Origin of the sequence: Streptomyces auratus (assembly GCF_050433025.1) — a bacterium.
GTDB lineage: Bacteria > Actinomycetota > Actinomycetes > Streptomycetales > Streptomycetaceae > Streptomyces > Streptomyces sioyaensis.
Genome location: NZ_JBNGCB010000001.1, coordinates 3,670,917 through 3,684,667 on the forward strand (window position 1 = coordinate 3,670,917; position 13,751 = coordinate 3,684,667).

At 71.2% G+C, this 13,751-nt stretch carries 10 protein-coding genes; 3 read left to right on the forward strand and 7 right to left on the reverse strand.

Features of this window, described 5'->3' with window-relative positions; all coding sequences use genetic code 11:
- Window positions 1-111: 111 nt before the first annotated feature.
- The gene (locus BKA18_RS15765) at window positions 112-2,244 is read right to left on the reverse strand and encodes a serine/threonine-protein kinase (RefSeq protein ID WP_366046648.1); all 2,133 of its coding nucleotides are present in this window, start codon (window positions 2,242-2,244) and stop codon (window positions 112-114) included.
- Window positions 2,245-2,433: 189 nt separating this feature from the next.
- Between BKA18_RS15765 and BKA18_RS15770 the strand changes: the two genes are divergently transcribed.
- Entirely contained in the window at window positions 2,434-3,759 is a 1,326-nt protein-coding gene (locus BKA18_RS15770) for a serine hydrolase domain-containing protein (RefSeq protein ID WP_366046647.1), read from the forward strand.
- Window positions 3,760-3,780: 21 nt separating this feature from the next.
- Here BKA18_RS15770 and BKA18_RS15775 read toward each other — a convergent pair whose 3' ends face one another.
- The gene (locus tag BKA18_RS15775; protein WP_366046646.1) at window positions 3,781-5,487 is read right to left on the reverse strand and encodes a glycerol-3-phosphate dehydrogenase/oxidase; all 1,707 of its coding nucleotides are present in this window, start codon (window positions 5,485-5,487) and stop codon (window positions 3,781-3,783) included.
- A 217-nt stretch (window positions 5,488-5,704) separates the two neighbouring features.
- On the opposite strand from BKA18_RS15775, the gene BKA18_RS15780 reads away from it, so the two are divergent.
- Window positions 5,705-6,952 (forward strand): nucleotide sugar dehydrogenase, encoded by a 1,248-nt coding sequence (locus tag BKA18_RS15780; protein ID WP_366046645.1) that lies wholly within the window; start codon window positions 5,705-5,707, stop codon window positions 6,950-6,952.
- A gap of 559 nt (window positions 6,953-7,511) precedes the next feature.
- On the opposite strand, the gene BKA18_RS15785 is transcribed toward BKA18_RS15780, so the two are convergent.
- The 4 genes from BKA18_RS15785 to BKA18_RS15800 form a co-directional block, all read right to left on the reverse strand.
- A complete protein-coding gene (locus BKA18_RS15785; protein ID WP_006604932.1) occupies window positions 7,512-8,627 on the reverse strand; it encodes a GuaB3 family IMP dehydrogenase-related protein in 1,116 nt (371 codons plus the stop codon).
- 115 nt (window positions 8,628-8,742) lie between these two features.
- On the reverse strand, window positions 8,743-10,245 hold the full coding sequence (gene guaB / locus BKA18_RS15790) for an IMP dehydrogenase (protein WP_006604931.1): 1,503 nt from the start codon (window positions 10,243-10,245) through the stop codon (window positions 8,743-8,745).
- A 139-nt stretch (window positions 10,246-10,384) separates the two neighbouring features.
- Complete coding sequence (locus BKA18_RS15795) at window positions 10,385-10,960, reverse strand: sigma-70 family RNA polymerase sigma factor (protein ID WP_040899000.1); 576 nt, start codon at window positions 10,958-10,960, stop codon at window positions 10,385-10,387.
- A 276-nt stretch (window positions 10,961-11,236) separates the two neighbouring features.
- A complete protein-coding gene (locus tag BKA18_RS15800; RefSeq protein WP_003948568.1) occupies window positions 11,237-11,848 on the reverse strand; it encodes a response regulator transcription factor in 612 nt (203 codons plus the stop codon).
- A gap of 380 nt (window positions 11,849-12,228) precedes the next feature.
- Here BKA18_RS15800 and BKA18_RS15805 point away from each other — a divergent pair, with 380 nt between their 5' ends.
- Window positions 12,229-12,561: a WhiB family transcriptional regulator gene (locus tag BKA18_RS15805; RefSeq protein ID WP_006604929.1), complete on the forward strand. Its 333-nt coding sequence runs from the start codon at window positions 12,229-12,231 to the stop codon at window positions 12,559-12,561.
- Window positions 12,562-12,796: 235 nt separating this feature from the next.
- Here BKA18_RS15805 and BKA18_RS15810 read toward each other — a convergent pair whose 3' ends face one another.
- Entirely contained in the window at window positions 12,797-13,708 is a 912-nt protein-coding gene (locus tag BKA18_RS15810) for a LysR family transcriptional regulator (protein WP_366047734.1), read from the reverse strand.
- Between the last annotated feature and the right edge of the window lie 43 nt (window positions 13,709-13,751).

Genomic DNA, 13,751 nt, shown 5'->3' on the forward strand with positions numbered 1-13,751 from the left:
GATTGCGGATGCGTACGGTCCTCGCCGTCTCACGATACGTCCCGGCGCCGGAGCGCGCGGCCCGCTCGGCCCAACGACGCGCGCCCCGTCCGTTCTTCACCTGACCGTCCCTCAGTCCTTCAGCGCGAAGGTCTTGAAGGCGGTATTGATCAGCTGCTGGCACGCCTTGTCCGACCAGGCGTCCGCCTTGCAGGTGATCATGATCGCGTAGCCGTGCTGGTCGTCGGCCCGGAAACCGCGGTCGAGGACCCGGACTTTCTGCCCGCTCTGCCGGCGGGTGAACGACCAGTCGGCAACCGTCGGGTAGTCCCGCCACTTCACCGACTTGATGCCGATGAGGTGGTAGTCCTCACTGGAGCTGCGCACGGCCGGCTCCAGGCTGCGCCAGGAGGCCGCCGCATCGGAGCCGGGCTTGGCGTTGTAGTCGATCTGGATGCGCGGGAAACCGCCCGAGGCGCTGTAGATGGCGCCGGAGCCCTCGCCCGCGGTGCCGGTCTGCTTGAAGCCCTTGGGCATCGCCATACGGAAGTGGAACGCGCCGTTGGTCTGCTCGGCGAAGCCGTCCGGCACCGCCTTGCCGTCCTTGCCGTCCTTGCCGTCCCCGGTAGCCCCGGCGTCCTTGTCGCCGGCCGGGGTGACCCCCGTCGACTGCGGGGCGGGCTCCCCGGCTGATTCCTTCGTGGTGTCCCCGCCGTTGCCGGCCGACTCCGCCTTGGGCTTCGCCCGACCCTCGGACGACGCCTTGGCCGGCTTGCCGGCCCCCTTGCCGTGCGTCTGCGCGGAGTCGCTGCCACTGAGCGCGATGGCCAGCACCGTGCCCAGCACCGCCAGGGCGACGACCACGGCCACGATGATCAGCGTGCGGCGCGGGACGACATCGGTCACCGACGCGCGGGCGGACGGGCGGTTGCCGTCGCCGGGCCGGGCCTCCACTCGGGTCTTCGCGGCGGCGGCCGCGGTGCGCAGGGCCTCCAGGGCGCCGCGCATCCGCTCCTTGGCGGCTTCGACGTCGACCCCGGGACGGGCACCCGCCCCGCGGTCCGCTTCGGAGACGGCCGGGGTCTTACGGTCCGCCGTCGCCGGCTCGGAGCCGGCGGCTTCCGTGGTGGCCGGGCCGGCCGCCTTCTGCGGGCGCCCGGTCCGCGCCGGCGCGCTCGCCGCGGCGGCCTTGCCGGAGGCGGCCGGGCTCTTGTCCGTAGTGGGGCCGCCGGATCTGCTCTCGCGCGGGGCCGTCGGCTCCGTGACCGGCGCGGCGGCCGGCTTCGCCTTCGGCTTGCGCACCGGCCGCGCCTTCGGGGCGGGCTTCGCGGCGGCCTGGGGCTTCGCCTCCGCCCGCTCCTTGGGCACCGTCGGCAACACCATCGCCCGGGTCTCGTCCAGCGGGGGCTCGGGCTTCTGGACCTCGGGGGCGTGCACCACATCCAGCAGCAGCGCCCGCGCACCGGCATCGTCCAGCCGGCCCGCCGGGTCCTTCACCAGCAGCCCGTAGATGACCTCTTCCAGCATGCCGGCGCTCTTCGGCGGCTCGACCGGCTCGGTCATCACCGCCGTCAGCGTGGCGATCGCCGAGCCCTTGTCGTACGGCGGCACGCCCTCGACACAGGCGTACAGCAGCCCGCCCAGCGACCACATATCGGCCGGCGGGCCCGGCTTCTGGCCGCGGGCGCGCTCGGGGGAGATGTAGGAGGGGGCCCCGACGAGCATGCCGGTCGAGGTCACGGAGGGGTCGCCCTCGACCTGGGCGATACCGAAGTCGGTCAGCACGACCCGGCCGTCGTCGGACATCAGGACGTTGGACGGCTTCACATCGCGGTGCAGGATGCCCTCGCTGTGCGCGGCACGCAGCACATCGAGCACGGCCAGGCCCACCTCGGCGGCGCGGCGCGGGGTGAGCGGGCCGTCGTCCCGGACGACCTCGGCCAACGAGCGGCCCTCGACCAGCTCCATCACGATCCACGGGCGGTCGTCCTCGTCGACCACGTCGTAGACCGTCACCGCGCCGTTGTTCCGGATCCGGGCGATCGCCTTGGCCTCGCGGAGCGTACGGGTGATCAGACGACGCTTCTCGTCCTCCTCGACCCCGCCCGGGAAGCGCAGTTCCTTGACTGCGACCGTACGGCCCAGGACCTCGTCGCGTGCCCGCCATACGGTGCCCATACCGCCACGGCCGAGAACATCGGCGAGCCGGTACCGGCCGGCGAGCAGCCTGCCCTCCTTGCCGTCCATCTCGACCTCGTCACCCACTGAATCCCCTCTGCAATCCAGTCGAGTTGGCAGCTTCGACGTCCCATCGATCACCAAACTGACCCAACTCGGACAACCCACCCTGGCAGAGCCTTCATTCTCCCTCATCCGGAGCCATGCGGAAGGCCCGGGTCTGTGCCGAACGACACCTGGTGCCCGTCATGATGGCCCGGACGAACGGGAGTCCCGATGACGATGCGCCCGCCGCACCCGGCCCCGGCCGGCGGCCTGCGCCCGGCCGGCCGCCGCCGCGCCGCGGTCCGAACGGGCCTGCTGGCCGCGCTGGCCCTGACGGCCTGCACCGCCCGGCCCGACGCAACCCTCTCCCCACCTGCGGCCATCGCCCACCGGCAGCCGACGGCGGGGACGACGGCGCCCGCACCGCGCCACCCCGCCGACGACGGGACGGTGTCCGCACCGCGCGACCCGGCCGACGGCGGGACGGTGTCCGCACTCCACCGTCTGGTCGCCGACGGGGCGCCCGGCGCCGCCTCGCTCACCACCCGCGGCGGCGGCGACTTCGCCACCCGGTTCGCCACCGCCGGGGTGGCCGATCTGCACAGCGGCCGCAGGATCGGGCCGCAGGACCACTTCCGGGCCGGCTCCATCACCAAAACCCTGGTCGCGACGGTGATCCTGCAACTCGTCGCCGAGGGCAGGCTGACCCTGCACGACAGCGCCGCGGCCCACCTCCCGCCGGGCGTACCGGCCAGGGGCAAGGGCAGCGATCTGCGACGGGTGACGATCCGCCAGCTGCTGGACCATACGAGTGGTTTGTTCAACTACACCGCGGACCCCCGGCTGTCCCGGCAGCTGAGCGGCGCGGGCTTCGGCGCCCACCGCTACGACAGCCACACCCCGGGCGAGCTGCTGCGGATCGCACTCGACCATCCGCCGGTGGCCGCACCCGGCACCCGCTTCGCCTACTCCAACACCAACTACCTCGTCCTCGGCCTGGTCATCGAGGCGGTCACCGGGCACCCGTACGACGCGGAGATCCGCCGCCGCATCCTCGTCCCCGCCGGGCTTGGCCACACCTCCTTCCCCGGCACCGACTCCGTCCTGCCCGAGCCGCACGGCCGTGGGTACGCCCGGATCGGCCACCGCCGCGTCGACGCCACCTCCCTGGACCCCAGCCGGGCCGGGGCGGCCGGCGAGATGATCACCACCCTCGGCGATCTCAACCGCTTCTTCTCCGCGCTGCTCGGCGGAGAGTTCCTGGCGCCGCGCCAGATGGCCGAGATACGCAGCGAGAAGAGCACCGGCGGTACCTACGGCCTCGGCCTGTACGCCACCGCGCTGCCCTGCGGCATCACGGTCTGGGGTCACGACGGTGACATCAACGGCTCCTACACCCGGACCGCGGGCACCGCCGACGGCCGTCAGGTCGTCAGCTACCGCATCAACACCGCCCCCCTGCCCGACCCGGCGCACGGCACCGCCGTCCTGACGGCGGAGTTCTGCGCGCGGCGGCAGACCGGCGGCCGGCCCGCCCCCGGCCCGCCGGCCCCGTAGGGGCATCCGCCCGCCCGCGGCCTACAGGGGCACGATGTCCGGCGCCCCCAGCCGCGCCGCATCCGCCGTCAGATCGTCCGGCTGGCGCTGCGATTCACGCTCCGCCTCGACCCGCTTGTGGTAGTGCGCGATCTCCTTCTCGACCTGATCGTCGTCCCAGCCCAGCGCCGGTGCGATCAGCTCGGCCACCTCCCGGGCGCTGCGGGCGCCCCGGTCGAAGGTCTCGATGGAGATCCGGGTGCGCCGGGTCAGGACGTCGTCGAGATGCCGGGCGCCCTCGTGCGTACAGGCATAGACCGCCTCGGCCCGCAGATAGTCGTCCGCGGCCGACAGCGGTTCGCCCAGCGAAGGGTCGGCCACCACCAGCTCCAGCAGCTCCTCGGCCAGCGACCCGTAACGGTTCAACAGATGCTCGATGCGCGCCACATGCAGCCCGGTGCGCGCCGCGATCCTGGCCCGCGCGTTCCACAGCGCCCGGTACCCCTCGGCACCGACCAGCGGCACGTCCTCGGTGACGCACTCCGCGACCCTCTGATCGAGCCCGTGCACCGCCTCGTCGACCGCGTCCTTGGCCATCACCCGGTACGTCGTGTACTTGCCGCCGGCGACCACGACCAGCCCCGGCACCGGATGCGCGACGGTGTGCTCCCGCGACAACTTGCTGGTCGCGTCCGACTCCCCGGCCAGCAGCGGCCGCAGCCCGGCATAGACACCCTCCACGTCATCCCTGGTCAGCGGCGTCGCCAGCGCCTCGTTCACATGCTCCAGCAGATAATCGATGTCCGCGCTGGAGGCCGCCGGATGCGCCTTGTCGAGATCCCAGTCCGTGTCCGTCGTCCCGACGATCCAGTGCCGCCCCCACGGAATGACGAACAGCACGCTCTTCTCGGTCCGCAGGATCAGCCCGCTCGACGAATGGATCCGGTCCTTGGGGACGACCAGGTGAATCCCCTTCGACGCCCGGACGTGGAACTGCCCGCGCTCCCCGATCAGCGCCTGGGTGTCGTCCGTCCACACCCCGCTGGCGTTGACGATCTGCCGCGCCCGGATCTCGTACTCGCCGCCCCCTTCGACGTCCTCCACCCGCGCGCCGACCACCCGCTCGCCCTCACGCAGAAAGCCCACCACCCGCGCGCGGTTGGCGACCGCCGCACCGTAGGACGCCGCGGTCCGCACCATCGTCGCCACATAGCGCGCGTCGTCCATCTGCGCGTCGTAGTACTGCAGCGCACCGACCAGCGCGCCCTTCTTCAGACAGGGCGCGACCCGCAGGGCCCGCTTCTGCGAGAGATGCCGGTGTACGGGCAGGCCGCGGCCGTGCCCCGACGAGACCGACATCGCGTCATACAGCGCCACACCCGCGCCCGCGTACCAGCGCTCCCACCCCTTGTGCTGCAACGGGTACAGAAACGGCACCGGCTTGACCAGATGCGGCGCCAGCCGCTCCAGCAGCAGCCCCCGTTCCTTCAACGCCTCTCTGACCAGCGCGAAGTCCAGCATTTCCAGATACCGCAGACCGCCGTGGATGAGCTTGCTCGACCTGCTGGACGTGCCCGAGGCCCAGTCCCGCGCCTCGACGAGTCCGGTGGCCAGACCGCGGGTCGCCGCGTCCAGCGCGGTCCCCGCGCCGACGACTCCCCCGCCGACCACAAGGACGTCCAGCTCCCGTTCCGCCATTCGGGCGAGCGCCTCGGCCCGCTGCGCCGGTCCCAGTATCGCTGTCTGCACCGCTGCCTCCCGCTGTGCTCGGGGCCACACCCGCCGTCCGTCGATTCTGTCCGCGCTGCGTTCCGGTATCCACCCTCCACTCATGACGGCAACACCCCGCCGCCTTGATCCACCAATCCCTATTCTGGGTCAAATATCCGCTTAGTCTACTTATGCGCCATCCGCATACGTCATGCGCCCACGTCATTCGCAGTCGCTCGGGAAGGACGGCCGCAGCATGCCCGCAGATCTCGCCGTCATCGGACTCGGTCACCTCGGCCTCCCCCTCGCCCAGGCCGCCACCACCGCCGGCATCAGCACCCTCGGCTACGACCCCGACCCGCACACCGCCGCCCTCTCGGGCGCCGACGGGCCGCTGTCCGCCACCGAACTCCGCCGTCTGCTCTCGGCCGGCTTCCGCACCACCACCGACCCCACCACCCTCGGCCGGGTCCGCACCGCCGTCATCTGTGCGCCCACCCCCCTCGGCGAGGACCACACCCTGGACCTGGGCTGCATCGCCGACGCCGCCCGCACCCTGGCCGCACAGCTGCGCCCGCACACCACGGTGATCCTCGAATCCACCGCGTACCCCGGCACCACCGAAGAATTCCTGCGCCCCCTCCTGGAGGAGGGCTCCGGCCTCACCGCCGGGCGCGACTTCCACCTCGCGTGCTCCCCCGGCCGCCACGACCCCGGCAACCGCACCCACCGCTACGCCAACACCCCCAAGGTCATCGGCGGCCTCACCCCCGCCTGCACGGAGGCGGCCGCCGCGTTCTACAGCCGCCTCACCGACAAGGTCGTCCGCGCCCGCGGCCCCCGCGAGGCCGAGACCGCCAAGCTGCTGGAGACCAACTACCGCCACATCAACATCGCGCTGATGAACGAGATGGCGGTCTTCTGCCATGACATCGGCGTCGACCTGTGGGACGTCATCCGCTGCGCCGAGACCAAACCGTTCGGCTTCCAGTCCTTCCGCCCCGGCCCCGGCGTCGGCGGCCACGCCGCCCCCATCGACCCCAACTACCTTGCCTACAACGGCCGTTCACCGGGCCACCCGCTCCGCATGGTGGAACTGGCCCAGGAAGTCAACGGCCGGATGCCCCGCTACGTCATCCAGCGCTGCGCCACCCTCCTCAACCACCACGGCAAATCCGCCCGCGGCGCCCGGGTCCTGCTGCTCGGCGTCACCTACAAGCCGGACATCGCCGACCAGACCGGCTCCCCGGCCCGCGAGATCGCCTCCCGCCTGCGGGAACTGGGCGCGCACCTCACGTACCACGACCCCTACGTCCCCCAGTGGAACGTCCTGGACCGCCCCGTCCCCCGCGCCGACTCCCTCTACGAAGCGGCGGCCGCCGCGGACCTGACGATTTTGCTCCAGGCGCATCGCACGTATGACCTTCAGGGGCTGTCGGTCAAGGCCCAGCTGCTGCTGGATACCAGGGGGGCCACGCCGGCGGGGGCCGCGCATCGCCTTTAGCGGCGGGCATCGCCGGACGTTTTGGGCTGCGGCGCCGTGCGTTTTCGCCTTCGGCGGGTTGGGTTTGTTTGGCCGGGGGCGCCTGTGGTGTGTGGTGGGTGCCGGTGGCGGGCCTCCGGGGGTGGGTGTTCGGACTGCTTCGCTTTACGTCCGAACACCCACCCCCTCCGGCCCACCCCCTACCGCTCGGGACGGCGCCTCCGCCCGGTGGGGGGAATGGTCAAAAAGCCAGAAGCTCGGCCGCGTCGTACTGCGGCCGAGCCTCTGGTTTTTGTCATCCGGCTGCGCTTCCGGTCTTCGTACTCCGGCCGCGCTTCCGGCTTTTGTCTTTCTTCCCCACCCCCACCGGGGTGGCGCCCCCATCGCTACGGGAGGGGGCAGGGGCGGAGGGGTGTGTTGTCGGACGTAAAGCGAAGCAGTCCGACAACACACCCCGGAGCCCCTGCCCCCGCCACCACCACACAGCAACCGGGCCCCACCCCACCACCACTTCCGCTCCCGCCGAAGGCGGGGAAAACGCACGGAACAGACACGGCGGGAAACCCGGCAACGTGGGAATTCAACGCCGAGGGGCGACCGTCACCTCAACACGCTGGAATTCCTTCAGCTCCGAGTAACCGGTCGTCGCCATCGCCCGGCGCAACGCACCGAAGAAGTTCATCGAGCCATCGGGAACGGTGGACGGCCCCAACAGCACCTCCTCCGTCGTGCCGACCGCACCGAGGTCCATCCGCTTGCCGCGCGGCACGTCCTCGTGCACCGCTTCCATGCCCCAGTGGTGGCCGCGGCCGGGTGCGTCGGTGGCGCGGGCCAGCGGGGAGCCCATCATCACGGCGTCGGCGCCGCAGGCGATCGCCTTGGGGAGGTCGCCGGACCAGCCCACACCGCCGTCGGCGATGACATGGACGTAGCGGCCGCCGGACTCGTCCATGTAGTCGCGGCGGGCGGCGGCGACATCGGCGACCGCGGTCGCCATCGGGACCTGGATGCCCAGGACGTTACGGGTGGTGTGCGCGGCGCCGCCGCCGAAGCCGACCAGCACACCGGCCGCGCCGGTCCGCATCAGGTGCAGCGCCGCGGTGTAGGTGGCGCAGCCGCCGACGATGACCGGGACGTCCAGCTCGTAGATGAACTGCTTGAGGTTCAGCGGCTCGGCCGCGGAGGAGACGTGCTCGGCGGAGACGGTCGTGCCGCGGATGACGAAGATGTCGACGCCGGCGTCCACGACGGCCTTGGAGAACTGCGCCGTGCGCTGCGGGGAGAGCGCGGCGGCCGTGACGACGCCCGCGTCCCGCACCTCCTTGATGCGCTGCCCGATCAGCTCTTCCTTGATCGGCGCGGCGTAGATCTCCTGGAGCCGCTTGGTGGCCGTGGCGCCGTCCAGCTCCGCGATCTCGGCGAGCAGCGGCTCCGGGTCCTCGTACCGGGTCCAGAGACCTTCGAGGTTGAGGACGCCCAGGCCGCCCAGCTCACCGATGCGGATCGCGGTCTGCGGTGAGACCACGGAGTCCATGGGAGCGGCCAGGAAAGGCAGCTCGAAACGGTAGGCGTCGATCTGCCAGGCGATCGAGACCTCCTTCGGGTCGCGGGTGCGGCGACTCGGTACGACGGCGATGTCGTCGAATGAGTATGCCCGGCGGCCGCGCTTGCCGCGCCCGATCTCGATCTCAGTCACGTGTGTGGCCTTTCCCTCTACGTCTGCCGTACCAGTATCCCCGACACACCGAAGCCCGCGGCCGGGAAGCGGCCACGGGCTTGTGCACGCGTGCGGGCGGTGCCGTACGCGCAGGTCAGCGCCGAGTGTAGTTCGGAGCCTCGGTGGTCATCTGGATGTCGTGCGGGTGGCTTTCCTTGAGACCCGCGGAGGTGATGCGCACGAAGTGGCCCTTCTCCTTGAGCTCGGGGATGTCGGCGGAGCCGACGTAGCCCATGGAGGCCCGCAGGCCGCCGACGAGCTGGTGGGCGACCGAGGAGAGCGGGCCGCGGTAGGGCACCTGGCCCTCGATGCCCTCGGGGACCAGCTTGTCCTCGGACAGCACGTTGTCCTGGAAGTAGCGGTCCTTGGAGAAGGAGCGGCCCTGGCCGCGGGACTGCATCGCGCCCAGCGAGCCCATGCCACGGTACGACTTGAACTGCTTGCCGTTGATGAAGACCATCTCGCCCGGCGACTCCTCGCAGCCGGCCAGCAGCGAGCCGAGCATGACCGTGTCCGCACCGGCCGCGATGGCCTTGGCGATGTCGCCGGAGAACTGCAGACCGCCGTCACCGATCAGCGGCACCCCCGCGGCGTGCGCGGCCTGCGCCGCCTCGTAGATCGCGGTGACCTGCGGGACGCCGACACCGGCGACGACCCGGGTGGTGCAGATGGAGCCGGGGCCGACACCGACCTTGATGCCGTCGGCGCCCGCGTCGATCAGCGCCTGGGCGCCGTCGCGGGTGGCGACGTTGCCGCCGACGACATCGACGTCGATGTTGGACTTGACCTTGGCGATCATGTCGAGGATGCCGCGGCTGTGGCCGTGCGCGCTGTCGATGACGAGGAAGTCGGCACCGGCCTCGACCAGCGCCTGCGCCCGCTCGTACGCCTCGCCGCCGACGCCCACCGCGGCACCGACGACCAGCCGGCCCTCGGCGTCCTTGGCGGCGTTCGGGTACTTCTCGGCCTTGACGAAGTCCTTGACCGTGATCAGGCCCTTGAGCACGCCCGCGTCGTCGACCAGCGGCAGCTTCTCGATCTTGTGGCGGCGCAGCAGCTCGATGGCGTCCTCGCCGGAGATGCCGACCTTGCCGGTGACCAGCGGCATCGGCGTCATGACCTCGCGGACCTGACGGCTGCGGTCCATCTCGAAGGCCATGTCGCGGTTGGTGACGATGCCCAGCAGCTTGCCCGCGGCGTCGGTGACCGGCACCCCGCTGATCCGGAACTTGGCGCACAGCGCATCGGCCTCGGCGAGCGCGGCGTCCGGGCGGACCGTGATCGGGTCGGTGACCATGCCGGACTCGGAGCGCTTGACCAGGTCGACCTGGTTGGCCTGGTCCTCGATGGACAGATTGCGGTGCAGTACGCCCGCGCCGCCCTGCCGCGCCATGGCGATGGCCATCCGCGCCTCGGTCACCTTGTCCATCGCCGCCGACAGCAGCGGGATGTTCACCGTGACATTGCGCGAGACCCGGGACGCGGTGCTCACCGCGTTCGGCAGCACCTCCGACGCACCCGGCAGCAGCAGCACGTCGTCGTATGTCAGCCCGAGCATGGCGAATTTGGCGGGCATACCGTCGACGTTGTCACTCATGACACCTTCCCCAATGCTCTTGCCTCAGCGCGGACTCCCATGCTAACGGCCTAAGGAAGTGTCCCAATCCACGAGCGGTGAGGGCCTCGTCACTTGTGTATTTCTACAGCGGAAAGGCGCCGTGGAGGCCGGGAATCTGCTACTGCTCGGCGAGCGCCCGCAGCCTGCTCAGCGCACGGTGCTGGGCGACCCGTACGGCGCCGGGCGACATCCCCAGCATCTGGCCGGTCTCCTCGGCGGTCAGCCCGACGGCGACCCGCAGCAGGACCAGCTCGCGCTGGTTCTCCGGAAGGTTCGCCAGCAGCTTTTTGGCCCACTCCGCGTCGCTGCTCAGCAGCGCCCGCTCTTCCGGGCCGAGGGAGTCGTCCGGCTGCTCGGGCATCTCGTCGGACGGCACGGCCGTGCTGCCCGGATGCCGCATCGCCGCCCGCTGCAGATCGGCGACCTTGTGGCCGGCGATGGCGAAGACGAACGCCTCGAAGGGCTTGCCGGTGTCGCGGTAGCGCGGCAGCGCACAGAGCACCGCGACACACACTTCCTGTGCCAGATCCTCGACGAAGTGCCGGGCATCACCCGGCAGCCTCGACAGCCGGGTGCGGCAGTAGCGCAGGGCGAGGGGATGCACATGGGCCAGCAGATCGTGGGTGGCTCGCTGGTCACCCTCGACTGCGCGAGCGACGAGATCGCCGATTTCCTGCTTCCCGTCCTCACGCATCGGACCATGGTGCCTTGGCGCCGCACGATCCGCGGCATCAGGTCCGTACTTGTGCGCTGAAGCGTTATGAGCGGCAGGTGCGCCGGCTGTCATGTGCGCCCTCCCCTCGTGCCCGACCGACCCGTCCCCGAGGAACTCCATACCTCAAGGATGCGGCACCGCGCGGCGAATCGGACCGCCGGCGGACGCGGCGGCGTGCGGGGCACCCTGTCACCCCGCCCGCCACAGGGCGGGCGGGGATCCTCACTCCCCCGCATCGCTGCACGTCACAACGCCTTAGCGGACCAGTCCCCAGCGGAAGCCCAGGGCCACCGCATGCGCGCGGTCCGAGGCGCCGAGCTTCTTGAAGAGGCGCCTGGCATGGGTCTTGACCGTGTCCTCCGAGAGGAACAGCTCACGGCCGATCTCGGCGTTGGAGCGGCCGTGACTCATGCCCTCCAGCACCTGGATCTCCCGCGCGGTGAGCGTCGGTGCGGCGCCCATCTCGGCGGACCGCAGCCGCCGTGGAGCGAGCCGCCACGTCGGGTCGGCCAGCGCCTGGGTCACCGTCGCCCGCAGTTCGGCGCGCGAGGCGTCCTTGTGCAGATAGCCGCGGGCACCGGCGGCGACCGCGAGCGCGACGCCGTCCAGGTCCTCGGCCACCGTGAGCATGATGATCCGGGCGCCGGGATCGGCGGACAGCAGCCGGCGCACGGTCTCGACACCGCCGAGCCCGGGCATCCGTACGTCCATCAAAATAAGGTCCGAGCGATCGGCGCCCCAGCGGCGGAGGACTTCCTCGCCGTTGGCCGCGGTCGTCACACGCTCGACGCCGGGCACGGTCGCAACCGCCCGACGGAGCGCCTCTCGGGCAAGCGGGGAGTCGTCGCAGACGAGGACGGATGTCATGACCGTCCTCCGCAGCTGATGCGCGTCACCTTGAGCCTCCAGGCTGGTACGTATCGTCACCTGTTGCGATTGACGGCCTCGGACACCTGCCCTACGGCTACCTCTGCCAATCGCCTCCGCACACTCAACGACGGTCACTCGAAAGAGTTACGGCTTCGGCGACCGAGTTCAGCACGCTCCGTGAGGAGCCGGATACGCAGACGACTCAACGGGCGACCGGCATCCGCGCGTGCACCCTATGCCCTATTTGGCTCTCTTTCTTCCATTTTGATGGTGACTATGACTAGATTCGCAATGAGTCATATTTACATCTACTTCGACAGTAGATGTACCGTCGTGAGCACCGAGCCCGCATCAGCATCGCTTCGAGGGGACACGCAATGGCAGATTTCTCCCGCCTCCCGGGCCCGAACGCCGACCTGTGGGACTGGCAGCTGCTGGCCGCCTGTCGTGGCGTGGACAGCTCCCTCTTCTTCCACCCGGAGGGCGAGCGCGGAGCGGCCCGCAGCGCGCGTGAGACATCGGCGAAGGAGGTCTGCATGCGCTGCCCCGTACGGGCCGAGTGCGCGGCGCATGCACTGGCCGTCCGGGAGCCCTACGGGGTCTGGGGCGGTCTGACGGAGGACGAACGCGAGGAGCTCATGGGTCGGGCGCGCCACCGGCTGATCCCCGCGTCCTCCATGACCGGTCATGCGGGCGGCTCCGGCGCCTGACCCACGGGAGCGGATCGCTCCTGAAGAAACGTTCCTGCACGAGCCGTGCGGCCGCGGGCTCGGATGGCAGAGGGCTGCGGTGAGCGGCGGGGTGGGGTGGCCGGGTGCTCTGGCGGAGCCGGGCGGGCCGGCGGGGCGGGGATGGGCGAGTGACCTGGCGGAGCCGGGCGGGCCGGCGACCTCCTCGGAGCCGTGCCGGCGGGCGGAGCCGGGCGGGCCGTGTGCTCCGGTCCCCTCAGCGCCCTGCGGCGTGCGCCAGCTGGTCGAGCGTGGCCTCGACGGCGGGGACGTGCGCCAGATCCGGCAGCGTGAGCGCGACGATCTCACGGTGGACGGCGGGCTCCATCCGTACGGCCGTGGCTCCCTTGAGGCGTACCGACGTCAGCGTCAGCTCGGGCAGCGCGGCGACCCCCAGGCCGGCGCCGACCAGGCCGATCACCGCGGGATAGTCGTCCGTCGCGAAGTCGATGCGCGGGGTGAAGCCCGCGCTCTCACAGACCTCCACGAGATGCCGGCGGCAGCGGGGGCAGCCCGCGATCCAGGACTCGTCGGCCAGCTCGGAGAAGTGTGCGCTCCCCTCCCTCGCCAGCCGGTGGCCGTCCGGCACCAGGCCCACCAGCCGGTCCGCCAGGATCGGCCGGACGACCAGGTCGTCCCACTCCGCCGCGGCCGCCGGGTCCGCGCCACGCACTTCCGGGTAGCGGAAGGCCAGGGCGATCTCGCAGTCGCCGTTGCGCAGCATCTCGATCGAGCGCGGGGGTTCGGCCTCGACCAGCGAGACCCGGGTGCCCGGGTGTGCGGCGCGCATCGTCGCCAGGGCGGTCGGCACCAGCGTCGAGTTTCCGGAGGGGAAGGACACCAGCCGCACCCGTCCGGCACGCAGGCCGGCGATGGCCGCGATCTCCTCCTCGGCGGCGGTGAGTCCGGCGATGATGCCGACGGCATGCCGGACGAGTGCCTCGCCCGCCTGGGTCAGCCGCATCTCGCGGCCCGTACGCACCAGCAGCGGGGTGCCGGCGGACTGTTCCAGGGCCTTCATCTGCTGGCTGACGGCCGGCTGGGTGCAGCCCAGCTCGCGCGCGGCGGCGGAGAACGAACCGGTCCGGGCGACCGCACGCAGCACACGGAGATGACGGGCCTCGATCATGGATCAATCATAAGCGATTCTTGGGGTGGTCGGGAAAAGGTGC